Origin of the sequence: Shimia sp. (assembly GCF_022448905.1) — a bacterium.
In the GTDB taxonomy this organism is placed as follows: domain Bacteria; phylum Pseudomonadota; class Alphaproteobacteria; order Rhodobacterales; family Rhodobacteraceae; genus Shimia.
Window position 1 is genome coordinate 80,028 of the sequence record NZ_JAKVCW010000014.1, and the last position, 22,580, is coordinate 102,607.

The 22,580-nt window shown below is 59.8% G+C and carries 23 protein-coding genes; 18 read left to right on the forward strand and 5 right to left on the reverse strand.

The window, feature by feature from the left end; translation table 11 throughout:
• The first annotated feature begins 1 nt into the window (after position 1).
• Together MK208_RS16440 and MK208_RS16445 are read left to right on the forward strand one after the other, a co-directional pair.
• Positions 2–1,477 carry a carnitine 3-dehydrogenase gene (locus MK208_RS16440; protein WP_294118445.1) on the forward strand — a complete coding sequence of 492 codons (1,476 nt, stop codon included), beginning with the start codon at positions 2–4 and terminating at the stop codon, positions 1,475–1,477.
• Entirely contained in the window at positions 1,474–2,235 is a 762-nt protein-coding gene (locus MK208_RS16445; RefSeq protein WP_294118446.1) for an SDR family oxidoreductase, read from the forward strand. Before MK208_RS16440 ends, MK208_RS16445 begins: the two co-directional genes overlap by 4 nt.
• 127 nt (positions 2,236–2,362) lie before the next feature.
• On the opposite strand, the gene MK208_RS16450 is transcribed toward MK208_RS16445, so the two are convergent.
• Positions 2,363–3,220 (reverse strand): helix-turn-helix transcriptional regulator, encoded by an 858-nt coding sequence (locus MK208_RS16450; RefSeq protein WP_294118447.1) that lies wholly within the window; start codon positions 3,218–3,220, stop codon positions 2,363–2,365.
• 108 nt (positions 3,221–3,328) lie between these two features.
• On the opposite strand from MK208_RS16450, the gene MK208_RS16455 reads away from it, so the two are divergent.
• The 3 genes from MK208_RS16455 to MK208_RS16465 all read left to right on the forward strand — a co-directional run bounded on the left by MK208_RS16455 (position 3,329) and on the right by MK208_RS16465 (position 5,403).
• On the forward strand, positions 3,329–3,535 hold the full coding sequence (locus MK208_RS16455) for a DUF2061 domain-containing protein (protein WP_294118511.1): 207 nt from the start codon (positions 3,329–3,331) through the stop codon (positions 3,533–3,535).
• On the forward strand, positions 3,528–4,433 hold the full coding sequence (locus MK208_RS16460) for a fatty acid desaturase (protein WP_294118448.1): 906 nt from the start codon (positions 3,528–3,530) through the stop codon (positions 4,431–4,433). The genes MK208_RS16455 and MK208_RS16460 overlap by 8 nt, the downstream gene beginning before the upstream one ends.
• A gap of 67 nt (positions 4,434–4,500) precedes the next feature.
• Complete coding sequence (locus MK208_RS16465) at positions 4,501–5,403, forward strand: DMT family transporter (protein WP_294118450.1); 903 nt, start codon at positions 4,501–4,503, stop codon at positions 5,401–5,403.
• On the opposite strand, the gene MK208_RS16470 is transcribed toward MK208_RS16465, so the two are convergent.
• Together MK208_RS16470 and MK208_RS16475 are read right to left on the reverse strand one after the other, a co-directional pair.
• Positions 5,400–6,134, reverse strand: a complete 735-nt coding sequence (locus MK208_RS16470) for an NUDIX domain-containing protein (protein ID WP_294118451.1) — start codon at positions 6,132–6,134, stop codon at positions 5,400–5,402. The genes MK208_RS16465 and MK208_RS16470 overlap by 4 nt on opposite strands.
• Positions 6,135–6,169: 35 nt before the next feature.
• Positions 6,170–6,565, reverse strand: coding sequence for a DUF983 domain-containing protein (locus tag MK208_RS16475; protein WP_294118452.1), 396 nt, complete (start codon positions 6,563–6,565; stop codon positions 6,170–6,172).
• 227 nt (positions 6,566–6,792) lie between these two features.
• Between MK208_RS16475 and MK208_RS16480 the strand changes: the two genes are divergently transcribed.
• From MK208_RS16480 to MK208_RS16495, 4 genes are all read left to right on the forward strand, one after another.
• Positions 6,793–7,383 carry an EF-hand domain-containing protein gene (locus MK208_RS16480; RefSeq protein WP_294118454.1) on the forward strand — a complete coding sequence of 197 codons (591 nt, stop codon included), beginning with the start codon at positions 6,793–6,795 and terminating at the stop codon, positions 7,381–7,383.
• An 83-nt stretch (positions 7,384–7,466) separates the two neighbouring features.
• Positions 7,467–8,051 carry an RNA polymerase sigma factor gene (locus tag MK208_RS16485; protein ID WP_294118455.1) on the forward strand — a complete coding sequence of 195 codons (585 nt, stop codon included), beginning with the start codon at positions 7,467–7,469 and terminating at the stop codon, positions 8,049–8,051.
• Positions 8,044–8,418: a hypothetical protein gene (locus tag MK208_RS16490; protein WP_294118456.1), complete on the forward strand. Its 375-nt coding sequence runs from the start codon at positions 8,044–8,046 to the stop codon at positions 8,416–8,418. The genes MK208_RS16485 and MK208_RS16490 overlap by 8 nt, the downstream gene beginning before the upstream one ends.
• 2 nt (positions 8,419–8,420) lie before the next feature.
• On the forward strand, positions 8,421–8,954 hold the full coding sequence (locus MK208_RS16495) for a periplasmic heavy metal sensor (RefSeq protein ID WP_294118458.1): 534 nt from the start codon (positions 8,421–8,423) through the stop codon (positions 8,952–8,954).
• 78 nt (positions 8,955–9,032) lie between these two features.
• Here MK208_RS16495 and MK208_RS16500 read toward each other — a convergent pair whose 3' ends face one another.
• Positions 9,033–10,457, reverse strand: a complete 1,425-nt coding sequence (locus MK208_RS16500) for a diguanylate cyclase (RefSeq protein WP_294118459.1) — start codon at positions 10,455–10,457, stop codon at positions 9,033–9,035.
• A gap of 84 nt (positions 10,458–10,541) precedes the next feature.
• Here MK208_RS16500 and MK208_RS16505 point away from each other — a divergent pair, with 84 nt between their 5' ends.
• The 6 genes from MK208_RS16505 to MK208_RS16530 all read left to right on the forward strand — a co-directional run bounded on the left by MK208_RS16505 (position 10,542) and on the right by MK208_RS16530 (position 16,889).
• Positions 10,542–10,826 carry a DUF3572 domain-containing protein gene (locus MK208_RS16505; protein WP_294118460.1) on the forward strand — a complete coding sequence of 95 codons (285 nt, stop codon included), beginning with the start codon at positions 10,542–10,544 and terminating at the stop codon, positions 10,824–10,826.
• 97 nt (positions 10,827–10,923) lie between these two features.
• A complete protein-coding gene (locus tag MK208_RS16510) occupies positions 10,924–11,613 on the forward strand; it encodes an HAD family hydrolase (RefSeq protein WP_294118461.1) in 690 nt (229 codons plus the stop codon).
• 169 nt (positions 11,614–11,782) lie between these two features.
• Positions 11,783–13,351, forward strand: a complete 1,569-nt coding sequence (locus MK208_RS16515; protein ID WP_294118462.1) for a trimethylamine methyltransferase family protein — start codon at positions 11,783–11,785, stop codon at positions 13,349–13,351.
• A 123-nt stretch (positions 13,352–13,474) separates the two neighbouring features.
• Positions 13,475–15,226 (forward strand): DUF4153 domain-containing protein, encoded by a 1,752-nt coding sequence (locus tag MK208_RS16520; protein ID WP_294118463.1) that lies wholly within the window; start codon positions 13,475–13,477, stop codon positions 15,224–15,226.
• A 62-nt stretch (positions 15,227–15,288) separates the two neighbouring features.
• Positions 15,289–15,876 carry a heme NO-binding domain-containing protein gene (locus tag MK208_RS16525; RefSeq protein WP_294118464.1) on the forward strand — a complete coding sequence of 196 codons (588 nt, stop codon included), beginning with the start codon at positions 15,289–15,291 and terminating at the stop codon, positions 15,874–15,876.
• Positions 15,873–16,889 carry a diguanylate cyclase gene (locus MK208_RS16530; RefSeq protein ID WP_294118465.1) on the forward strand — a complete coding sequence of 339 codons (1,017 nt, stop codon included), beginning with the start codon at positions 15,873–15,875 and terminating at the stop codon, positions 16,887–16,889. The genes MK208_RS16525 and MK208_RS16530 overlap by 4 nt, the downstream gene beginning before the upstream one ends.
• 18 nt (positions 16,890–16,907) lie before the next feature.
• Here MK208_RS16530 and MK208_RS16535 read toward each other — a convergent pair whose 3' ends face one another.
• Positions 16,908–17,813 (reverse strand): LysR family transcriptional regulator, encoded by a 906-nt coding sequence (locus tag MK208_RS16535; RefSeq protein ID WP_294118466.1) that lies wholly within the window; start codon positions 17,811–17,813, stop codon positions 16,908–16,910.
• A gap of 166 nt (positions 17,814–17,979) precedes the next feature.
• On the opposite strand from MK208_RS16535, the gene xdhA reads away from it, so the two are divergent.
• From xdhA to xdhC, 3 genes are read left to right on the forward strand one after another with little or no spacing between them, the layout of a single operon-like run.
• Positions 17,980–19,431, forward strand: coding sequence for a xanthine dehydrogenase small subunit (gene xdhA, locus MK208_RS16540; protein ID WP_294118467.1), 1,452 nt, complete (start codon positions 17,980–17,982; stop codon positions 19,429–19,431).
• 11 nt (positions 19,432–19,442) lie between these two features.
• A complete protein-coding gene (gene xdhB, locus MK208_RS16545) occupies positions 19,443–21,755 on the forward strand; it encodes a xanthine dehydrogenase molybdopterin binding subunit (protein WP_294118468.1) in 2,313 nt (770 codons plus the stop codon).
• Entirely contained in the window at positions 21,752–22,579 is an 828-nt protein-coding gene (xdhC, locus tag MK208_RS16550) for a xanthine dehydrogenase accessory protein XdhC (RefSeq protein WP_294118469.1), read from the forward strand. Before xdhB ends, xdhC begins: the two co-directional genes overlap by 4 nt.
• Position 22,580 lies beyond the last annotated feature (1 nt).

Below are 22,580 nucleotides of genomic sequence, written 5' to 3' on the forward strand. Positions count from 1 at the left end.
CATGACAAAAACGGCAGCGATTATTGGCGGTGGGGTGATTGGCGGCGGCTGGGCCGCGCGGTTTTTGCTCAATGGCTGGGATGTACAAGTCTTTGACCCGGACCCGGAAGCAGAGCGCAAAATTGGCGAGGTGATTGCCAACGCGCGGGTGTCTTTGCCGGGGTTGAGCGATACGGCTTTGCCGCCGGAAGGCGCGCTGAGCTTTCATGAGACCATGTCTGAGGCGGTTGCAGGCGCGTCTTGGATTCAGGAGAGCGTGCCAGAGCGGTTAGAACTCAAGCGGAAGGTTTATCAGACGCTGCAGGAGCATTGTGACACCGAGGCGATTTTGGGCAGCTCGACCAGCGGGTTTAAACCCAGTGAATTGCAGGGCTGTGCGACGCGCCCAGAGCAGATTGTGGTCACACATCCGTTTAACCCGGTCTACCTGATGCCGCTGGTGGAACTGGTGCCAACCGAGAAAAACGCGCCTGACTTGATCGAACGCGCCAAGGAGACGCTCAAGGGTCTGGGCATGTTCCCATTGCATGTGCGCAAGGAAATTGATGCCCATATTGCAGATCGCTTCCTTGAGGCGGTGTGGCGTGAGGCGCTTTGGCTGGTGAAAGACGGCATTGCCACCACAGAAGAGATTGATGAGGCTATTCGTATGGGCTTTGGCATCCGCTGGGCGCAGATGGGGTTGTTTGACACCTATCGTGTGGCCGGTGGTGAGGCGGGTATGAAACACTTCATGGCGCAGTTTGGCCCGGCACTAGAATGGCCCTGGACCAAATTGATGGATGTGCCGGAGTTCACCGACGAGTTGGTGGATCTGATCGCTGGCCAAAGTGACGCACAGTCCGGCCATTTGACAATCCGGGAAATGGAGCGGATACGGGACAACAACCTTGTTGCCATGATGCGCGCGCTGAAAGCGCAGGATTTTGCATCGGGTGCAGTGCTCAACCAGCACGACGTCAAGCTCTCAGCGGCGGCTGGTATGGTGCGAAGGGCCAGCGACATAGCCAACCCGACGCAACCCATCGTGACTGTGCGCCGTGCGGTGCCGGTGGATTGGTTGGACTACAACGGGCATATGACCGAAAGCCGCTATTTGCAGGCCTTTGCCGATGCGAGTGACCGGCTGATGGAGATCATTGGGTGTGATCAGGAGTATATCGCGACGGGGGGCAGCTTCTTCACGGCGGAGACGCATATCCGGCACATCGACGAGACCCATCTGGGCAGCGTGATTGACGTGCGGACGCGTGTGCTGATGGCAGAGGGCAAGAAGATGCACCTTTGGCATGAGATGTATGCGGGCGAGAAACTGCTAGCGACAGCGGAGCATATCCTGATCCACGTGAGCCTTGAGACACGACGGCCTGCGCCGTTTAGTCCGGAAATTGCCGCCAACCTGAAGATGATCAGCGAGGCGCAGGCCGATTTGCCCGCGCCGGAAGGGCTCGGGCGCTACGTTGGGCAACCCCGATGACGGGGCGGGTTCTGATCACCGCGGGTGCGTCTGGTGTAGGGCGGGCTATGGCGGAGGTGTTTGACCGCGAAGGCTGGCAGGTCTGGGTTGCGGATGTGGATGCGGCGGCTTTGGCAGAGGTGCCAAAACGGTGGCGCAGCACGCAGGTGAATGTGACCGACGAAGGTGCTGTTGCTGCGCTGTTTTCCGAGATTGATGAGGCCTGGGGCGGGCTGGATGCGCTTTGCGCAAATGCCGGTATTGCCGGACCAACGGCGGCGGTGGAAGACATAAACCTGCAAGATTGGCAGGCCTGCGTGGCGGTCAATTTGGAAGGGGCGTTTCTGGCGGCCAAATATGCCGCGCCGATGATGAAGACGGCAGGGCAGGGCGCGATTGTGGTGACGTCTTCCACGGCGGGGCAATATGGCTATCCTTATCGTGCGCCTTACGCGGCGGCGAAATGGGCCGTCATCGGCCTAACCAAAACGCTGGCCATGGAGTTGGGGGCGTTTGGCGTGCGGGCCAATGTGATTTGTCCCGGCGCGGTGGAAGGGCCGCGTATGGAAGGGGTGTTGGCGCGCGAAGCAGAAGCCAAAGGCATGACGCGGGATGCGGTGTATGAGGGCTATGCCTCTGGCACGGCGCTGGGCTCCTTTGTGGAGGGGCGGGATGTGGCCGAGATGGCGGTGTTTTTGTGCAGCGACAAGGCGCGGCTGGTGAGCGGGCAGGTGATCGCCGTGGATGGGTTTACGGTGAACCCGGACCCGAAGGTTTAGGCGCGGGTAGCCAGAGGGCGAGAGGGGGCTTTGCCCCCGTCACAGCGGCGCTGCGACTCCCCCAGGATATTTTTGGTAAGAAGAAGCGGGGCGGGGACGCGTTTGCTGGCTGGACTACCGCATGAGTTTACAGGGCAGATTTGAGGGCGGCGACATGGTCCGGGATTTGGCGGGCGGTGACATCTGCTTGGCGGATCAGGTCGTCAAAGTGCTCGGTGAAGCTGGTGACACGTTCGCGGTCTCGGAAGGCGAGGTAATTGCGGCCCAGATAGAGCACGGCCAACAGGGGACCAAAGACGGTGATGGGGCTGGAGTACAGCCGACGCGCGTCAAACAGGTAGAGGCGCAGGCGCGGATAGAGTTGGCTGCTGAGATCGGCAAAGTGGTCAAGCTGCTGCGCGCGTAGGTCTTCGGGCAGGCCCGCGTAATAGCCTTCGCCGCGGGCAAAGGCGGCCAGCTCGTGCATCGGCAGGGCGATTTCGTAGTCCGATTGCGATTGGCGCATCCAGTTCAGCCGGTCGCGCGACGCGTTGATCGCCTGTTCCGTGGTGCGGCCCAAATGTGGGGCATATTCCCAATCCAACATGTCGTTGGTTTTTAACATGTCCGGCAGACCGGCAGGTACGTGACGGATCTTGTAGCCGACAGCTTCTTGGTGCCAAGCAAAAATCTGTTCATCCACCAGCGCACGGGGAGCCTCTGTGACCGTCAGAGCGTTTGCAAGAATATCGGCGGTGTTTTCAGGCCTGTCGGTAAGCGAGAGCAGCCAATCCGCAGAAACCCCAAGCGCAGCGGCGCATTCACCCACGACTTGTGCATTCGGCAGACGCGCGCCCTGGTCCTTCAGCAATTGGCTGATGGTGGAGCGGTCCACGCCGATGCTGCGAGCCAGGCCAGCTTGGGTGGTGTCTTTGTTGCGCATGGCGGTGGCCAGGCGCTTGCGGAACTGATCTGCGCGCAGACGTTTGTCGATAGTTTCAATCATAAGGTGATAAATATCACAGCTGTCGAGTTTTGTTAATCAGATACAGAATTCTGCAACGCCTTTTTTGCCGGTAACACATCTGTGAAGACAGACGCACGGGACGGCGCAATGGACACGCAAAAACGCTCCATCGTGAAAGCGGTGATTTGGAATGTGATTGGCATCATATCGATGTCCGTGGTGGGAATTTTGGCCACCGGATCAGCGGCTCTTGGGGGAAAGATGGCGCTGATCAACACCGGATTGGGGTTCAGCATGTATGTGATTTACGAGCGGATCTGGTCCCGTGTGCGCTGGGGGCGACAGCATGGCTGAGCAGCGCTTGCCCAAAGTGGAGTGGCCCACGCTGGTTTTGGTGGCAGGGTGTTACGGGCTTTATGCTTTGGGCACAGTTTGGGCGGCGCAGCTTTGGCTGCCTTTGGGCATGGCGCTGACGATTGTCGCGCTGGCATTGCACAGCTCGTTAAGTCATGAGGTGCTGCATGGACATCCGTTTCAAAACAAAGTGTTGAATGCAGCGCTGGTGTTTCCGGCGATTGGTTTGTTTGTGCCGTATCTGCGGTTCAAAGACACCCATCTGGATCACCATTTGGACAGCCGTTTGACTGATCCTTATGACGATCCGGAGAGCAATTACCTTTACGCCGAGGACTGGCAGGCCTTGTCAAAATGGCGGCAGGCTGTGCTCTTGTTCAACAACACGCTGGTGGGACGGTTGTTGGTGGGGCCGCTGGTGGGGCAGGTCTGTTTTATGGTGAGCGATTGGCAGGCGATCTTGGGCGGAGATCGCCGAGTTTTGGCAGGCTGGCTGTGGCATGTGCCTGCGGTTTTGGTGGTTGTTTGGTGGATGAGGACTTTTGGTGCAGTCCCTGGCTGGGCCTATCTGATTTGTGCGTATGCGGCGCTGTCGATCCTCAAAATCCGCACCTTTCTGGAACATCAGGCACATGAGCGGGCGCGGGGGCGGACGGTGATCATTGAGGATCGTGGGCCGCTGGCGTGGATTTTCCTGAACAACAATCTACATGTGGTGCATCACATGCACCCCAAGATGCCGTGGTATCGCCTGCCGGAGCTGTTTCGCAGCAATCGGGAGCGCTACCTGTCGCGCAACGACGGCTATTATTTTGCCTCTTATGGCGAGGTGTTTCGGCGGTTTTTCTGGCGGCGCAAGGACCCGGTGGCGCATCCGCTTTGGAAACGGGATGGCTGACAGCGGCGCGTGTAAGGGTACAATCTTTCTCGTGACTTCCATGGCTTAGCTGGGCATCAAGGCGGCCATGGAACTCTGGATCATCGCCTCCGTCGCCGCCGCCGCTTTTCAAACTGTGCGCTTCATGTTGCAAAAACATCTGGCGCAGGTGTCTTTGTCCGCCGCGGGCGCGACCTTTGCGCGGTTTGTCTATTCCGCGCCCATTGCTGCGGCAGTCCTGGCGACGCTGGTGGCCACGGGCCGTGTAACCTTGCCGGATGTCACGCCAAGTTTCTGGTTGTTTGGCGCTGTAGGCGGTGCGGCGCAGATCACGGCGACGGTCTGCACGGTGATGCTGTTTGGGCGGCGCAACTTTGCTGTCGGCATGGCCTTCATCAAAAGCGAAGTGTTTTTCACGGCGTTGATTGGCTTGGTGCTGTTCTCGGAAACCATTTCCGGCGTGGGGCTGATTGCGATCACCATTGGCGTTGGTGGGGTTTTGGTTTTGTCCGGGCCGATTGAAGCCGAGGCGACCGGCTGGCGGCGGGTTTTGACGCCTTCGGCGGCGCTGGGCTTGGTGGCGGGGGCGCTGTTTGGGGTCTCAGCCGTGTGTTATCGCGGCGCGTCGCTTGAGGTGGTTACGGATGCGCCATTGTTGCGCGCGCTGGTAACCTTGGCGGCCGTGACGCTGATGCAGATGGTCAGCATGTGGCTTTGGCTCACGCTGCGCGAACCGGGGGAAGTGGGGCGGGTGTTGTCGGCTTGGCGCAGCGCGGGGTTCATTGGGCTGACCAGCATGGCAGGGACGTTTTGCTGGTTCACTGCCTTCACGCTACAAAATGCGGCTTATGTGAAAGCGGTGGGGCAGATCGAACTGGTGTTTGGCATCCTCGGCACAGTGTTGATCTTCAAAGAGACCATCAGCCGCCGCGAATACCTCGGCATGGCGCTTTTGGCGGTGTCGATCTTGACGCTGGTGCTTTTGGCTTAATCGTCTCGCCCGTTCAGATCCGGCAAGCGGCCTTTGAGGCGCAAAAACAGGCTCTCTTCATCATCATTGCGGAAGAACGGCACCGCCTCGGGTGGAGTTCGGTCGGTCACGCGGGCTTCGATCTCGGCCAGCACCACCTCGGTGATGAAGGGCAAATCAAAGCTGCGGGCTTCTTTGAGCGGAATCCACTGCAGATGGGAGAGCTCTTCGCAGGCGGCGGAGAAGTCATCCAGATCGCTGGTGATTTCGTCTGCATCCAACAGGAAGAAGCGCGCGTCAAAGCGGCGCGGGCGGCCCGGAGGGGTGATGGCGCGGAAGACAAATTGCAGGGCCTCTGCGGTGGGCACGTGGCCGGTGGCCGCGTAGGTTTCCCAATCCGCAGGGGGCGTGATCGACCAGTTGCCTTGGGTGCCAAGGATCAGGCCGGTCTCTTCCCAGAGTTCGCGAATAGCGGCGACGGCCAGCGCGTGCACGATGCTTTCGCTTGTGTCTTCGCGCCGGTCTTCCAGCAGACGCTGGCTGCAAAAGTCGGAGATCGGCGCGGCCAGCGGGATGTCGGCATCCTCAAGGTCCACCGCCCCGCCGGGGAACACCACCTTGTTGGGCATGAACGCCGCCTTGGCGCCGCGCTGGCCCATCAGGATTTGTGGATTGGTGTCACGATCTCTGAGCACAATCACCGTGGCGGCGTTGCGGATCGCGGTTTTGTCCACTGTGGTGGCGTTGGTCATGCTGTGCTCCCCTCACAGGATGGGGTGGCCGGGCTCTATTTGAACCCGTGCATCCGGCGCGCCCATTGGAAAGCGACCACACACCCCTTCAATCTCGGCAGAAGGTAGAGTGAGAGCCCGACGCAGCCAACCGAAAAAACGGTGAAAAGAATGAACGGGTCAGGCCGCCAGTGCACAAAGGCCACGTGCAACAGCGGGGCCAGCAGGTGGCCGACCACAAGAATCGTCAGATAAGCCGGGCCGTCATCGGCGCGGTGGTGGCTCAGGTCCTCTTTGCAGACCGGGCAATGGTCGCGGACTTTCAGATAGCCCTTAAGCATCGGGCCTGTCCCACAATTTGGGCATTTACGACGCCAGCCTCGATACAAGGCTTGCTTCATTGGGCGGTCCTCTTCGGCAATGACCGCATCAGACATATTGGTTTCACTCATCACGTTTCCCCTCGGTGCTCGCGTGGCCAAGATGTGTCGGTTTGCGCAAACATGAAAGGGGGCAATCTGACTTGCGTCGCGATGTCGCAAAAGCCCCCTCAAAACAGTCTTGCCAAAAAAAGATTGAGAATGTGCGACGGAAACTCTGAGGCGCCGCGTTTTACCATCACTGAACAGGCAATGAGCCGACGCAGACAACCATGAGACAGGCCCAAAAGGAGACCACCATGAAGAGCACAATGATGATCAGCGCCGTAGTGATTGCAGCCCTGGGTGTGACCGCCGTGTCCGCTTCCGCCAAAGAAGGCGGCAAGATGCGCCACATGCGCGGGCAGATGCCAAGCTTTGAGCAACTCGACACCAATGGCGATGGCTTTATCACCGCTGAAGATCTGCAGGCGAAGGCTGCAGAGCGTTTTGCCGGCATCGATGCCAACGGCGACGGGGTGATCACCAAAGAAGAGCTGACCGCACATGCCGAATCCCAAGGCAACGAGCGAATGGTGAAAAAGCTGGATCGCATGATCAGCCGGATGGATGCCAATGGCGACGGGCAGTTGAGCGTGGATGAGATGAAACCCAAAACAGATCGCTTGGCTAAGATGATCGAGAAGCTGGACACGGACGGCGACGGCAAGATTTCCAAAGCCGAGTTCGAAACCGCGCAGGCAGAGCGCAAGACCAAGCGCTCTGAGCGTAAGGCGGAGATGTTCAAGAAGCTCGACACCAATGGCGACGGCACGATTTCTCAGGAAGAATGGGATGCTGCCAAAGAAGCGCGTGGCTTTAAAAAGCGTGGCGATACGCAGGACAACTGATCCCGCTCACGGGAGGGCGGCCTTCGGGCCGCCCAACTGAGACTGATTGCACAACCGCCCATGAGAGGCTAGCCATCGAGACTATGACGATGCCTTACGATCAACAGGAGGACACGCCGGACGACGCCTTGTTGGTGCTATATGCCAACGGTGACGGTTCGGCGGCGCGGGTTTTGACGCTGCGGTTGACGCCGCGCGCCTTTGCGCATGCCTTCCGCATGTTGGGGGATCGGGCAGAGGCCGAAGATGTGGCACAAGAGGCAATGATCCGGCTGTTCAAGCAGGCGCCTGACTGGCGGCAGGGTGAGGCCAAGGTGACAACCTGGCTGTATCGCGTGACCGCCAATCTGTGCACCGACCGGTTGCGTAAGACAAAAGGGGTGGCGCTAGATGCCATTCCAGAACCGGAAGACGGGGCCAAATCGGCGGCCCAAGAAATGCAGGACCGTGCCCGTGCGGATGCTTTGCAAAACGCGTTGGCAACATTGCCGGACCGGCAACGGCAGGCAGTGGTGCTGCGGCACATAGAGGGTCAAAGCAATCCCGAGATTGCGGAGATCATGGAGATCAGCGTCGAGGCGGTGGAAAGCCTCACGGCGCGGGGTAAACGGGCGTTGGCACAGGCTTTGGCTAGCCAGCGCGAGGCACTGGGGTATACCGATGGCTGAGAAGTTTGACGACGATATGCTGGACGATCTGTTTGCAGCGGCCCGAAATGACAGCCGCGCCACCCCGTCGCCTGACCTTCCGGCACGGGTGCTGAGTGAGGCCGAGGGGCTCCAGGTTGCGGAACCTGTCCCGTCTGCACCACCGTTGCGACCAAGCCTTTGGGCAGCGTTGGTGGCGGCCGTCGGCGGCTGGCCCGCGCTCAGTGGCGTGGCTATGGCTGGGGTGGCCGGTGTCTGGATCGGCGTCGCGTCTGGCACTACTTTTATGCAGAATACCCTGGGCCTTGATATTTATGGAGAGACCGCTCAAAGCTATCTCTCTGATCTGGATGATACCTATGCCTTTGATTTTACAGCGGAGGAGTGAGCATGACTGAGCCAAAAAGCGAATTGCCCACCCCTAAACCCCGCCGCTTGACCCGTGCGCTCCTTATCGGATCGCTGGCCTTGAACCTGTTGATCATCGGCGTTGTTGGCGGCGCGGCGATCAGCATCCGCGGACATGGATCAAAACCCCCGGTGTCAGACCGATACGGCTCGCCCCACATCAAGGCGCTGACCTTTGATGACAAGCGCGAAGTCGGCCGCGCCATCCGGGACGCCTACCGTAAAGGTGACGTGGATCATCGGGCAGACCATCAACATTACAAAGAGGCGCTCGCGGTTTTACGCACCAGCCCGTTTGACGAGGCGGCGCTGCGCGACTTGGTCACGACGTTGGATCAGGCAAGCGAAAATCGTCGAAAAGTGGCTCGTGAGGTGCTTCTGCAGAAAATCCTGTCGATGAGTGATGCGGAGCGTGCGGCCTATGCCGACAGGCTTCAAGAAGTGCTGGAGAAAGGGCACAAAAATAAGAAACATCCGTCTAAGGATGGCAAGCCACGCTCCTCCAAACAGCCCTGATCTTCATCTGTCGATAAATATCCCGGGGGAGCCCCATCACAGGATGGGGCGGGGGCAGCGCCCCCAACGGCGCTTGATTTAAGCCGCAGCGAACGACAGCAGCACCTTGTCGCGCCCGTCCGCCTTGGCGCCGTAAAGCGCCTGATCCGCTTGATCGATCAGGGCGCTGGCCAGGCTGTCTTCGCCGCCGCCAAATTTGGCTTTCCTGGCTGCCAGCATGTCGCTGCCCATGGCGACGCCGATGCTGACGGTCACAGGGATCTGGATGTCGCGGCCGCGCAGATAAACCGGTTCCGCTCGCACCACATCGCAGAGGCGTTGGGCCACTTTGGCCGCGCTTTCGCGGTTGTCGGTCTGCACCACCACAAGGAATTCCTCGCCGCCCATTCGGGCAATCAGATCAGCGGATTTGATGTTGGCGCGCATACGGCGGGCAATCTCGGCCAGCACGATGTCGCCAGCAGCGTGGCCATATTTGTCATTCACCTCTTTGAAGTGGTCGAGATCGGCCAGCATCACGGCAAAATCGCCGGTCTGGTCGCTGTGCCCGGTGGCGCGTTGCGCCATGTTGTCCAGATGCGGCATCGCGTAACGGCGGTTGAACAGGCCGGTCAGCGGGTCGGTGACCGAGGCGGTCAGACCGTCCTCGACTTTCTGGCGCAGGCGATCGGTCAGGCGCTTACGGGCAATCATCTTATCGAGCCGCAGCACTGCCTCTTCGGCATGGAAACCGTCGGCAATCACGTCATTGGCCCCAAGGTCCAGCGCATTGATCCGCGCGGTGTCGTCGTTTTCATCCAGCACAACCAACACAGCGGCCTGGCGCGTGGCGGCGCGGGCGCGGATTTCCGCGAGCAGGCGCAGGGCTTCTTCCGGAGCCGCCACGGCGAGGGAAATGACAATGGCATCCGGCGCAGTGAACTGCCCCATGTTGCGCATGATGTCGGCTTCCATCTGGTGGCGCAGGGCAAAGGGGGCAAGCTTGGACAGCTGCGCCTGCCAGCGCGCGCCTTCGGTTTCATTGCGGGCAGCGATCAGCACGGACGCGGGGGAGTCAAACGCGGCGGGCGTTTCGGCGAGTCCGGGAATATGTCCGGTGCTTTCGCGCAGGCGCAGTTCCTCAAAGCTGTTGCGGGCGCGTACGATTGAGCGGATGCGGGCCAGCAGCGCGTCGGTGCTGACTGACATGTCAAAGGAGTCATCGGCCCCCACACGCAGCGCATCAATCAGATCGGCGCGGTGGCCGTCGGTGTGCACCAGCAAGACCGGCAGATTGGCCAGTTGCGGGCGCTTCTTGATGACCGAACAAAGGTCAATTGCATTCATGTCCACAAGGTCGCCCCCCAGCACCAGAAGGTCGGGCGCGGCTTCGTTTTCGAGGAGGTCTAACGCCTCCCCGGCACTGGCAGCCTGCTCAACCTGAGCGAATGCATTGGCCAGTTTGACTTTCAACAAGATACGGTTCGCCGAAATGCTGTCGACGATCAAGACACGAGCTGCCATAGAGAAACCTGAAACTGTGGAAAGAAGGGACACGTTCATAATGTGGTATGAATGGTTAACAAACCCTTTCGAAAGTGAGAAAAAATGAGTGTTTCTCAGGAGGTCGCCGAGACCACCGCCTTGAAGGCCCTGGCCTGGTTGGTCAACAACGAGGAAGTGTGCTCTGTATTTTTGGGCTCAACCGGTGCGTCAGTAGAGGACCTGCGCGCACGGGCGGCGGAGCCTGATTTTCTGGGCTCTGTGCTTGAGTTTATCACCATGGATGATGCTTGGGTGGTTGAATTCTGTGACAGCAATGCACTCGCCTATGAAGTGCCGATGATGGCGGCTACGACCCTGCTTGGGACCGCCCGAACCCATTGGACCTGAGCCTAAGATTGGGTTAATGGCGCAGATCCGCTTGCACTGAGGTTGGCGGCAGGGCAGGGTCTGCGGCAGGACCACAGTGAGGCAAGGCAGATCAAACATGCGCGTAGACGGACTTCTGTTTGACAAAGATGGCACCCTGTTTGATTTCGGGGCGACTTGGAACGGCTGGGCGGCGAGCATGATTGACCGCTTTGCCCAAGGCGACGCCGCGGTGTCGCAACGGATTGCCGAGGCTTTGATGTTTGATCTGACGGCCAAGGCGTTTTTGCCAGAGAGCTTTGTGATTGCGGGCACCAACCGCGAGGCGGCAGAGGCGGTGGCAAGCGCGTTGCCGGGGTCTGATGTGGACGCCATTGACGAAGAACTGATGTTGGCTGCCGCAGAGGCGCCACTGGCTCCGGCCGTGCCGCTTGCGCCGTTGATGGACGGGTTTCGTGAGGTCGGTCTGAAGTTGGGCGTGATGACCAATGACACGGAATACGGCGCCAAGGCGCATTTGACAGAAGCGGGCGTGATGGACCGGTTTGACTTTATCGCCGGATTTGACAGCGGCTTTGGCGCAAAGCCGGAACCCGGCCCGTTGCTGGCTTTTGCGGAACACACCAAGCTGGCCCCGGCGCGGGTGGCGATGGTGGGGGACAGCACCCACGACCTGATCGCCGGTCGCCGCGCGGGGATGCAGACCGTGGCCGTGCTGACCGGTGTGGCACTGGAGGCAGAACTGGCCCCGCATGCGGATGTGGTGTTGCCCAATATCGGGCATATCCCGGCGTGGATGGCGGCCTGACGCGTCAGTAGAACTTGGGTTTGTGAACGGCGTGCCTTTGGGCGCGCCGTTTTGCGTTTAATCGTGCCTCGCCAATCCCAAACGGCAAAAACGACAGCTTTTGTCGCAAACGCGCAGACTTGGGCGCGGAGATGGCATTTGCTTTTCCCAACGCGAAGGGGAGGCCAAGATGTCGGACACAGACAGCAAACCCAAAGGGCGGCGCGGCGGTGGGCGCGCGGGCAATGCGGCGCGGCGCAGGAAATCTGGCGTGATCGAGCAGATGCCCTGGCGCTTGCCGGTCAATACGGATCGCCCAACGGAACCGCTCTCCGCAGAGGGCACGCAGGCCATCCATGAGGGCGCGATGCGCATCCTCGAGGAAATTGGCATCGCTTTTTACAATGATGAGGCGCGGACCATCCTGAAAGGCGCCGGGTGTAAAGTTGTCGAGGATCAGGTCTTCTTTGATCGGACCTTTGTGATGGAAATGGTCCGAAGGGCGCCCGCGCGCTGGAACATGACCCCGCGCAATTCAGAGCGACAGCTGGTGATGGGGGACAATCATATCCTCTTTGGCAACGTCTCCAGCCCGCCGAACTATTGGGATCTGGAACTGGGGCGCAAGGTGCCCGGTACGCGAGAACACTGCGCCAACCTGCTTAAGCTGACGCAGTATTTCAACTGTATCCACTTCACCGGAGGTTATCCGGTGGAGCCGCAGGACATCCACGCCTCGATCCGGCATCTGGACGTGTTGTTTGACGCGCTGACACTCACCGACAAGGTGGTGCATGCCTATGCCTTGGGCGCGGAGCGGGTTGAGGACGCGATGGAGATGGTGCGGCTGGCGGGCGGGTTGAGCCATGAGGCGTTTGAGGCCAGCCCACGGATGTTCACCAACATCAACTCGACCTCGCCGCTCAAACACGACCACCCGATGATGGATGGTTGGATGCGCATGGCGCGGCGCAATCAAGGCCTCGTGGTCACGCCCTTCACCTTGGCAGGGGCGATGGCGCCTGTGACCATGGCGGGCGCGGTGGCGCAGTCGCTGGCCGAAGCGTTAAGTGCGGTGGCCCTGGCACAATACATCCGCCCCGGTGCGGCTTGTGCGATTGGCACTTTTACCAGCAATGTGGACATGAAGTCGGGTGCGCCTGCCTTTGGTACGCCTGAATATATGCGCGCCACCCAGATGACCGGTCAGATGGCGCGGTTTTACGGCCTGCCGATGCGGGCCAGCGGTGTCTGTGCAGCCAATGTGCCTGACGGGCAGGCGATGTGGGAGACCAGCAATAGCCTGTGGAGCGCGGTGCAGTCGGGCTCAAACATGGTGTATCACGCAGCGGGGTGGCTCGAAGGCGGATTAATTGCCAGTCCTGAGAAATTTGTCATGGATTGCGAAGAGTTACAGATGATCCAACGCTATTTGGAGCCGGAGATCTGCGCCACGGGACCGGACGAGATTGCCTTTGACGCCATCACTGAGGTCGGCACAGACGGGCACTTCTTTGGCATCGATCACACGCAGGAACGTTATACCACTGCCTTCTATCAGCCGTTTGTTTCGGACTGGCGCAATTATGAAGCATTTGAGGCAGCGGGCGGGACGTGGACCGCAGAGCGGGCGCATCACCTTTACAAGGATATTCTGGCCGAGTTTGACGCCCCGCCGATGCCGCCGGAGCATCGCGCGGCCTTGGTGGAGTTTGTCGCCAAACGCAAAGAAGAAGGCGGTGCGCCAACAGATTTCTGAGGCTTTTATGCAATTTGCGCAGGGCGCGCCTGCCAGAATTGTCACATGCGACCTTTGCTATAAATCATTGTTTTTGAAACGCTCGTCGCTATAAACGCCGCACAGGGTTGCAGGAGGGGTACCATGCACACTCAGGGCGGGCGCACGGTCACAGGGCGCGCGGAAATGGCCGCTGTCGGGTCTGTTGCAGGCCTGGCGATTTGGGCATTGGCGGAGCATCTCCCCGATGTCATCGACCACCCGCATGTCTATTTGGCTGTGACCTCTTTTGTGGCTGGGTTCTTTGCCGTTTTGATGGGGCTGAGCGGTCCGTACCGCGTGGTGCGCGCAGCGCTTCCGGCGCTGTGGCTGTCCGCGTTGGCCGCGCTCTTGGTGACCTGGGCAGGCTGGCGCTTTGACACGCTGGAGGCTTTTGCCGAGGCCGGGCACCCGATTATGGCCTGGGGTGTTTTTGTCACCATTGGCGCGCCCTTTGCCGCTGCGCTTCTGCGCGATCATCATAGTTTGCGCGACTACGGCCACCTGTTTGACGTGAGTTGGAGCATTCTGGTGCGCTACTCGGCGGGCTGGCTGTTTGCCGGGCTGTTCTGGGCGGTGCTGTTCATGAGCCACGCGCTTTTGGAGATTGTGGGCCTCACCATCATCGAGGACATCCTCGACATCGACGGCGTACCCTTTGTGGTGACCGGCTTTGCGCTGGGACTGGGCCTGTCGGTGGTGCATGAGATGCGCGAATATCTCTCACCTTTCCTGGTACTGCGCCTGTTGCGGCTGTTGGTGCCGGTGGTGCTCGCCGTGGTGCTGATTTTTGTGGTGGCGGCGCTGTCGCAAGATCCGAGCACCTTGTTTGGCTCTTTGAGCCGCACAGCGGTGCTCTTGTTTGTTGGTTTAGCAATGATTTGCCTGGTGAGCATTTCGCTGGACCGCGGCGATGCGGATGCGGTGCGCTCGCGGTGGATGCGGCTGTGCACGGCGGCACTGGCGCTGTTATTGCCGGTGATTGCCGGGCTGGCGATTTACGCGTTGTCGTTGCGGGTGGCGCAATATGGCTGGACACCGGCACGGTTGGCAGCGGCTGCAACAGCCGCAATTGTGGCGCTGTATGCGCTGACCTATGCGGTGGCGGTGGTGCTGCGCGGCCCCTGGATGGCGCGCATTCGTCAGGCCAATATTCTGGTGGCAGTGGTGGTGCTCTTAACCGCCGCCGCTTGGCAAAGCCCGCTACTGAATGCGGAGCAGATCTCCTCCAAGTCGCAGGTGGTGCGGATCGAAAGCGGAAATGTGCCGCTGCCGGATATGGCACTGTATGAACTGGCCCATGATTGGGGCAAGCCGGGGCGGGCGGGGATCGCCCAACTGCAAGACGGCGCGGCTCAGACAGATGCGGCCCTTCAAGCGCAGGTGACCAAGGCGTTGTCGGCTGACAGCCGCTGGCAGTTTGAGCGCGGACAGGCGGACCGCCGGTCCGAGACCCAGGCGGCGGAAATCCACGCACATTTGACCGTATTGCCGCAAACGGCGGCAGTGACTGAGGAGATGCTGGAGGACTGGCCAAGCTACCGGCTGCGGGAATGGTCCAAAAGCTGTGTAAATAGCCCCGATCCGGGCTGTGTTTTGCTGCTGGATCAGTTCGCTCCGGAGCAAGGCGCGCAGCAGGGTGTGCTGTTTATCCCAGCTGAAAATCGCAAATTTGACGTATTTAGCGTGTTTGTTGACGGTCGCGATCTCGTCATAGGTGAAAGACTGGCGCCCTTTGGCGGCAAAGTGGTGACGGTGACGGAAGTTCGCTCTATATTGGAGGGGCGCTATGAGGTTGCTCCCAGCAGCCGGCGCTCACTCTGGATCGGGGACGTGGAACTGTTCCCGGAATTCTGAGGCTGTTGGGAAAATCTTAAGGTGAGTCTGGTCTTATGGACCACGACGAATGAGGTGACGTTATGCATGGGTTGGTCAACAGGGCAATACAGTGCTTTGTCCGCGACAGTTATGGGCTGTCGCGCTGGCTTGAGGTGACTCGCCGTGCGGGTGTCGAAGTCACGGATTTCGAGGCCATGCTGCACTATGATGACGACATCACCGACAATCTGATTGCCGCGGCCAAGGATGTGATTGGCGTGCCTGAGGAAACCGTGCTTGAGGACCTCGGCACCTATCTTGTGACCCATCCCAATGTGGAGGCCTTGCGCCGTTTGTTGCGCTTTGGCGGGGTGGATTTCGTCGATTTTCTGCATTCACTGGACGAACTGCCGGATCGTGCCAAACTGGCTGTGGATGATCTGGACTTGCCCTCGATGGAAGTGCGCCAGCATTCCACTGAGACCTTTAGTTTGACGCTAAAAGGCGACCGTCCGGGCTTTGGCTATGTCATGATCGGCATTTTGCGTACGTTGGCAGATGACTATGGCGCTTTGGTGTTTTTGGAACATCGTGGCGCGCAGGCAGATGCCGAAGTGATCGACATCACTCTGGTGGAGCAAGCTTTTGCCAGTGGGCGAGAGTTTGAATTGGGAGCGCGGGCCGGATGACCGAAATTGTCGACAATTGCGATGTTTTGGCGACGCTGGATGTGCTCTGTCCAATGCATGTGCGCCTGGACAAGTTTGGCAAGATCACCCACGCGGGTCCTACTGTGACCAAGCTGTACGGCGACCAAACCATTCTCGGAAACCGGTTTCTGGAAGCGTTTGAGCTGAACCGACCCCATTCCATCACCTCGATGGAAACGCTTTTGGCGGCGGCGGGGAAGAAGCTGCACCTGAAAAAACGGGTGGAGCCGCAGACCGGGCTCAAAGGCGTGTTGATGCCCTGCAGCGACGGCGGCGCAATTGTGAACCTAAGCTTTGGCATCTCCATTCTGGACGCGGTGCAGGAATACTCCCTGAACGCGTCGGATTTTGCGGCGACAGACCTGACCATTGAGATGCTTTATCTGGTGGAGGCAAAATCCGCCGCCATGGAAGCGCACCGCAAGCTAAATCAGCGGCTGCAAGGCGCCAAGATTGCCGCCGAGGAACAGGCCTATACCGACACGTTGACCGGCCTGAAAAACCGTCGCGCGCTGGACCATATCCTGCCGCGCATGGTGGAAGATCGCACGCCTTTTGGCTTGCTGCATGTGGATCTAGACTTTTTCAAAGAGGTCAATGACACGAAGGGCCACGCGGCCGGGGACATCGTGTTGCAACATGTGGCCAAGGTGCTGGTGGACAGCAGCCGCGGCGACGATGTGGTGGCGCGGGTCGGCGGCGACGAATTTGTGCTGGTGATCAATGGCACCATCGATCCGGAAATCCTTGGGCGGATCTGCACCCGTATCATCAAAGAGGTGGAGCGTCCGGTCGCTTATAAAGACAGCCTGTGCAAGGTCTCGGCCAGTGTCGGCATTGCGATCTATAATGGTGAAGGCGATGCCTCTGCTGAGCAACTGATGGATGACGCCGATGTGGCGCTGTATGCCTCCAAACATGATGGCCGCGCGACCTATACGCTGTATGCGCCCAAGCTGCGGGAAAACAGCTCGCTCGCGATCAATCACTGAGCCTGTGAAATCGTAAGATCAAAGTTGCGCGATGCGCTGCTTGCTTTCGCTTGCGACAAAATCCACAAACAGGCGGATTTTTGGGTCCTGTAATTTGCGGTGCGGATAGAGGCATCCAAAGGACGCGGGCAGGGGTGGTGTGTCTGAGAGCACTTCCACCAACGCCCCGCTTTTGAGATGCTGCGCCACGTCAAAACGCGGTTTGTTGGCGATCCCGGCGCCCTCCAATGCCCATTGGGTCAGCACATCGCCGTCATCCGCGTCATAGCGGCCTTTGGCCTCGATCTTGCGCAGCCCATCTGCGGTTTGTAGGGTCCAGAAATACTCGGGACTGCGCGGAAACCGCAGCAGCAGGCAATTGTGATCCCCCAATAGATCATCTGGCGTTTGAGGCGTGCCATGCGCTTCGAGGTACTCCGGCGCGGCCACCAGCACGCGGTCACAATCGGCAATTTTGCGCAGCTTGAGATTGCTGTCTTTGAGCTCGCCCAACACAAAGGCCACGTCCAACCCGTCTTCAAACAGGTCCACTTTGCGGTCTGACAGGCGCAGCTGCACATCCACATTGGGGTATTTGTCGGCAAAAGCCGGAATGAGCGGCGCAACGATGCGACGGCCCACGCCAAGCGGCGCGGTGACACGAATGGTGCCGCGTGGTTTGTCAGAGAACCCGGCTACCACGGCCTCGGCCTCATCCAAGGTCTCGATCACCTTGCGGGCGTGGTCATAAAACACTTTGCCCACTTCGGTGGGGGAGAGGTTGCGGGTGGTGCGGTTGAACAGGCGTACGCCGAGGCGGCTTTCCAGTTCTTTCACGCGGTTGGAGGCCACTGCCGGGGTCAGGCGCAGGTCGCGGCCGCCCGAGGTGATGGAGCCAAGTTCCACCACACGTACAAAGACTCGCAGGCTTTCCAGATAGGGCATGAGAGCGCCTCCTTTAGGGATTGTGCCTCAATAGCGCGCGTTTGGGAATTTGATTTTCAATAAATCGTTGAAATAGATTTTCCAAAACCCCCGTTTCATTGAAGGCTAGGCCACAGGTAGAGTGGATCAAGGCCACTTCCGTGCCGACTCCCAGCAAGAGGTCAGGATGCAGCACCGCAGCGAAATTCGGTTTTTACTCAACGGGCGCAACATTGCGCTTTCAGACGTTGGAGCGGATGACACGCTCCTTGATTTTTTGCGCATTGATCAACGGCTTACCGGCTCCAAAGAGGGCTGTGCCGAGGGCGATTGCGGGGCCTGCACCGTCTTGGTTGGGCGGCTGACAGATGGCGGCTTGGTCTATGAGACTGTGAACGCTTGTATCCGTTTTCTGGCGTCACTGGACGGCTGTCACGTGGTCACCATCGAGTACCTTGGCGGGCCAAATGGCCGTCTGTCGCCGGTGCAACAGGCGATGGTGGAGCACCACGGCAGCCAATGTGGCTTCTGCACACCGGGCATTGTCATGTCGCTCTATGCGCTGTGGATGCAGCATGAACACCCCACGGTGAAACAGGTGGAAACTGCACTGCAAGGCAACCTGTGCCGCTGTACGGGCTACGCGCCCATCATCCGCGCCGCGCAGGAAGTGACCAACTATGGCACGCCCTCTGCGGAACACCTCGCGACCGAACGCGATGGCGTTGTGGCCGCACTTAAATCCCTGCGTGATGGCAAGCGGGTTGAAGTTGCCAAAGGCGACAGTCGCGCCATTCTGCCAGCAGATGTGGATGACCTTGCCGCCGTTCTGGAAGCTGAACCAGAGGCCACAATCATTGCAGGCTCAACCGATGTGGGGCTGTGGGTGACCAAGTTCCTCAAGCGGATTTCGCCGGCTGTCTTCATTGGTCAGTTGGATGGGCTGAAGGCCATCGACGTCACGGAAGATGCCGTGACCATGGGCGCGGGCGTGACCTACACCGAAGCGCAAGATGTGATTGCGGAGCATTATCCCCACCTGAGTGACTATTGGGACCGTATCGCCGGTTGGCAGGTCCGCAACATGGGCACCGTGGGCGGCAACATCGCCAACGGCTCGCCCATTGGGGACACGCCACCGGTGCTGATCGCCTTGGGTGCGTCGATCACGCTGCGCAAAGGCGCGACCCGCCGTGTATTGCCGCTGGAAGAGTTCTTTATTGCCTATGGCAAACAAGACCGCGCCGCCGGTGAGTTTGTCGAAAGCATCACCATTCCGCGTGTCTCCACCGGCCACCATGCGGCCTATAAGATATCCAAGCGCCGGGATGAGGACATCTCTTCCGTGGCCGTGGGGATGAATGTGCAGGTCGAAAATGGTATGATCGCCTCGGCTGTGCTGGCCTTTGGCGGTATGGCCGCCACGCCAAAACGCGCTGCCGCTGTCGAAGCTGCGCTTGTTGGCCAACCGTGGAGCGAAGCCACTTTGGTGGCCGCCGCCGCCAAGCTGCCGGAGGACTTCCAGCCGCTGACAGACATGCGCGCGACCTCGGATTACCGCATGAAAGTGGCGCAAAACCTGTTCCGCCGCTTCTGGCATGAAACCAACGGCGACACCGCCCGTCTGGCCAGCGCGTAAGGAGAATACCTATGAAACAGACCGTCTCCATTCGCGGTTCCGCCCACACCGATCTGATCCACGACAGTGCGATCAAACATGTCTCAGGCAGCGCAGATTATTGCGATGACATCGCCGAGCCAATTGGCACGCTGCACGCCTACTTTGGCACCGCCAAAGTGGCCCACGCCGAAATTAAGTCGATGGACCTTTCTGCCGTGCGCGCCGCGCCTGGTGTGGTTGGGGTGCTGACCGCCGAAGATGTGCCCGGTGTGAACGACGTGAGCCCCACGGGGCGACATGATGAGCCGCTCTTTGCCACCGAGAAGGTCGAGTTTTGGGGGCAGGTGTTGTTTGCCGTGGTGGCGGAAAGCCGCGACATTGCCCGCCGCGCCGTGGAGCTGGCCAAGATCGACTACACGCCACTGGAGCATGTGATTGAGGCCGATGAGGCGGTGGCCAAAGGCTACCCGCATGTCACTCCGCCGATGACGTTGAAACGGGGGGATGTGGCTGAAGGACAAGCCGATGCCGCGCACCGCATTCAGGGCCAGATGCGCATTGGTGGTCAGGATCACATGTATCTGGAAGGCCATATTGCCTTTGCCATGCCCGGCGAGGACGACGATGTGATTGTGCATTCCTCCACCCAGCACCCAAGCGAGGCGCAGCATATGGTGGCCCATGTTTTGGGTGTGCCATCCAACGCCGTGGTGGTCAATGTACGCCGCATGGGCGGTGGCTTTGGCGGCAAAGAAAGCCAGATGAACCAGTTCTGCGCCGTGGCAGCCTTGGCCGCGAAGAAGTGGAACCGTGCGGTGAAAATCCGTCCGGACCGCGATCAGGACATGGAAAGCACTGGCAAGCGGCATGACTTTGTTGTGGACTACGACGTGGCCTTTGATGAGGACGGCAAAATCCAGGCGGTGGACAACACTTTTGCCGCGCGCTGTGGCTGGACCTCGGATCTGTCCGGGCCGGTGACCGACCGCGCGCTGTTCCACGCGGACAACGCCTATTTCTATCCGCATGTTAAACTGCAAAGCCGCCCGATGAAGACCAACACGGTCTCTAACACCGCCTTCCGGGGCTTTGGTGGCCCGCAGGGTGTGGTCGCCGCAGAGCGCATGATGGAGGAGATTGCCTACAAGCTGGGCAAAGACCCATTGGAGGTGCGCAAGGCGAATTTCTATGGCGATACAGACCGCAACGTGACGCCCTATCACCAGACGGTTGAAGACAACGTTATGCCGCGCCTGGTCGAAGAGCTGGAGCAAAGCTCGGATTATCAGGCACGGCGCCAAGCGGTGCTGGCGCACAACGCCAAAGGTGGCATCATCCGCAAAGGCATCTCGCTCACGCCGGTGAAATTCGGGATCAGTTTTACCGCCACCTGGTACAATCAGGCCGGGGCGCTGGTGCACATTTATAACGACGGCTCCATCATGCTGAACCACGGTGGCACCGAGATGGGGCAGGGGCTGAACACCAAGGTCGCGCAGGTTGTGGCCGAGGCGTTTCAGGTGGATTTCGACACCATCAAGATCACCAAGACCACCACCGAAAAAGTGCCCAACACCTCCGCCACGGCGGCGAGTTCCGGCACCGATCTGAACGGGATGGCGGCGCTGAATGCCTGTGAGCAGATCAAGGAGCGCCTGATCCGTTGGGCCTGTGATCACTTTGGCGTTGATGCGCTGCTCGTGAAGTTTGCCCCGAATGAGGTGCATGTGGGCGATCAGGTCTTTGCCTTTGGCGACTTCATCAAGCAGGCCTATATGGCGCGGGTGCAGCTCTGGGCCGCAGGGTTCTACAAGACGCCAAAAATCCACTGGGACCGCGAAAAGGGACAGGGGCGTCCGTTCTACTACTACGCCTATGGGGCCGCGGTGGCCGAGGTCTCGGTGGACACGCTGACCGGCGAATACACCGTGGATCGCGCCGATGTGCTGCATGATGTGGGCAAATCGCTGAACCCGATTTTGGACAAAGGTCAGGTTGAGGGCGCGTTTATTCAAGGCATGGGCTGGCTCACCACCGAGGAGCTCAAGTGGGACGACAAAGGCCAGCTGCGCACCCATGCGCCAAGCACCTACAAGATCCCGCTGGCAGGCGACATCCCGCGCGAGTTCAACGTCAATCTGGCCGATTGGTCTGAGAACCGCGAGCTAACCATCAAACGCTCCAAAGCGGTGGGCGAGCCGCCGTTTATGCTGCCGATCTGTGTCTTTGAGGCACTGGGCATGGCGGTGGCCTCGGTGGCGGACTACGCCGAATGCCCACGTCTCGACGCGCCCGCGACGCCGGAGTGCGTGCTGATGGCGGTTGAGCGCCTGCGCGGATGAAAGCGGCCGACCTCATAGCATTTCTGGAGCGCGAAGCGCGGGCCATGCGGGTGGAGATCACCCGCGTGCGTGGCAGTTCTCCGCGTGAAGAAGGCGCTGTGATGGTGGTGTCGCCAATGGCAATGGTCGGCACCATTGGCGGCGGGCAACTCGAGTACATGGCTTTAGATGAGGCGCGTAAGTTGCTGAAACTAAGTCAGTCCTCCGGCTTCATGGATGTGCCTTTGGGGCCAGAGATCGGCCAGTGCTGTGGCGGGCGTGTGGAAATCACGCTCACCGAAATGGACAGCGCGGCGCGTGCCAATCTAGTGGCAGAGGTTGAGGCACAAGAGGCCGCATTGCCTCATGTCTACGTCTTTGGCGCGGGCCATGTGGGCCGGGCGCTGGCCAGTCTGTTCCAGCATTTGCCGGTGCGTTGTCTTCTGGTGGATAGCCGCACAGAAGAGTTGGGGCTGTCGCAGGCCAACGTCGAAAAACGCCTGACCGCTTTACCCGAAGCCGAGGTGCGCGGCGCGCCTGCGGGCAGTGCCTTTATTGTGCTGACCCACGATCATGCGCTGGACTTTCTGCTGACGGCTGAGGGATTGACCCGCCAGGACGCGCGCTGGGTCGGCATGATTGGCTCTGCCACCAAACGGGTGAAGTTTGAGCGCTTTGCGCAATCCGAATGTGATGGGCTGAGCGCGGCGGCGCTGCATTGCCCAATTGGGGCAGGCGGCAGCACAGACAAGCGCCCCGAGGTGATTGCCGCCATGGTTGTGGCGGACGTGATGACGGCCTTGACCACCGTGTCGGTGGATCAATTGGTTGAGGTCCGGACGTAAC

What these genes read in the sequence shown, in the direction of transcription:
- MK208_RS16440 (WP_294118445.1), top strand. Translation starts at nt 2, where the DNA reads ATGACAAAAACGGCAGCGATTATTGGCGGTGGGGTGATTGGCGGCGGC.
- MK208_RS16445 (WP_294118446.1), top strand. Translation starts at nt 1,474, where the DNA reads ATGACGGGGCGGGTTCTGATCACCGCGGGTGCGTCTGGTGTAGGGCGG.
- MK208_RS16450 (WP_294118447.1), bottom strand. Translation starts at nt 3,220, where the DNA reads ATGATTGAAACTATCGACAAACGTCTGCGCGCAGATCAGTTCCGCAAG.
- MK208_RS16455 (WP_294118511.1), top strand. Translation starts at nt 3,329, where the DNA reads ATGGACACGCAAAAACGCTCCATCGTGAAAGCGGTGATTTGGAATGTG.
- MK208_RS16460 (WP_294118448.1), top strand. Translation starts at nt 3,528, where the DNA reads ATGGCTGAGCAGCGCTTGCCCAAAGTGGAGTGGCCCACGCTGGTTTTG.
- MK208_RS16465 (WP_294118450.1), top strand. Translation starts at nt 4,501, where the DNA reads ATGGAACTCTGGATCATCGCCTCCGTCGCCGCCGCCGCTTTTCAAACT.
- MK208_RS16470 (WP_294118451.1), bottom strand. Translation starts at nt 6,134, where the DNA reads ATGACCAACGCCACCACAGTGGACAAAACCGCGATCCGCAACGCCGCC.
- MK208_RS16475 (WP_294118452.1), bottom strand. Translation starts at nt 6,565, where the DNA reads ATGAGTGAAACCAATATGTCTGATGCGGTCATTGCCGAAGAGGACCGC.
- MK208_RS16480 (WP_294118454.1), top strand. Translation starts at nt 6,793, where the DNA reads ATGAAGAGCACAATGATGATCAGCGCCGTAGTGATTGCAGCCCTGGGT.
- MK208_RS16485 (WP_294118455.1), top strand. Translation starts at nt 7,467, where the DNA reads ATGACGATGCCTTACGATCAACAGGAGGACACGCCGGACGACGCCTTG.
- MK208_RS16490 (WP_294118456.1), top strand. Translation starts at nt 8,044, where the DNA reads ATGGCTGAGAAGTTTGACGACGATATGCTGGACGATCTGTTTGCAGCG.
- MK208_RS16495 (WP_294118458.1), top strand. Translation starts at nt 8,421, where the DNA reads ATGACTGAGCCAAAAAGCGAATTGCCCACCCCTAAACCCCGCCGCTTG.
- MK208_RS16500 (WP_294118459.1), bottom strand. Translation starts at nt 10,457, where the DNA reads ATGGCAGCTCGTGTCTTGATCGTCGACAGCATTTCGGCGAACCGTATC.
- MK208_RS16505 (WP_294118460.1), top strand. Translation starts at nt 10,542, where the DNA reads ATGAGTGTTTCTCAGGAGGTCGCCGAGACCACCGCCTTGAAGGCCCTG.
- MK208_RS16510 (WP_294118461.1), top strand. Translation starts at nt 10,924, where the DNA reads ATGCGCGTAGACGGACTTCTGTTTGACAAAGATGGCACCCTGTTTGAT.
- MK208_RS16515 (WP_294118462.1), top strand. Translation starts at nt 11,783, where the DNA reads ATGTCGGACACAGACAGCAAACCCAAAGGGCGGCGCGGCGGTGGGCGC.
- MK208_RS16520 (WP_294118463.1), top strand. Translation starts at nt 13,475, where the DNA reads ATGCACACTCAGGGCGGGCGCACGGTCACAGGGCGCGCGGAAATGGCC.
- MK208_RS16525 (WP_294118464.1), top strand. Translation starts at nt 15,289, where the DNA reads ATGCATGGGTTGGTCAACAGGGCAATACAGTGCTTTGTCCGCGACAGT.
- MK208_RS16530 (WP_294118465.1), top strand. Translation starts at nt 15,873, where the DNA reads ATGACCGAAATTGTCGACAATTGCGATGTTTTGGCGACGCTGGATGTG.
- MK208_RS16535 (WP_294118466.1), bottom strand. Translation starts at nt 17,813, where the DNA reads ATGCCCTATCTGGAAAGCCTGCGAGTCTTTGTACGTGTGGTGGAACTT.
- xdhA (WP_294118467.1), top strand. Translation starts at nt 17,980, where the DNA reads ATGCAGCACCGCAGCGAAATTCGGTTTTTACTCAACGGGCGCAACATT.
- xdhB (WP_294118468.1), top strand. Translation starts at nt 19,443, where the DNA reads ATGAAACAGACCGTCTCCATTCGCGGTTCCGCCCACACCGATCTGATC.
- xdhC (WP_294118469.1), top strand. Translation starts at nt 21,752, where the DNA reads ATGAAAGCGGCCGACCTCATAGCATTTCTGGAGCGCGAAGCGCGGGCC.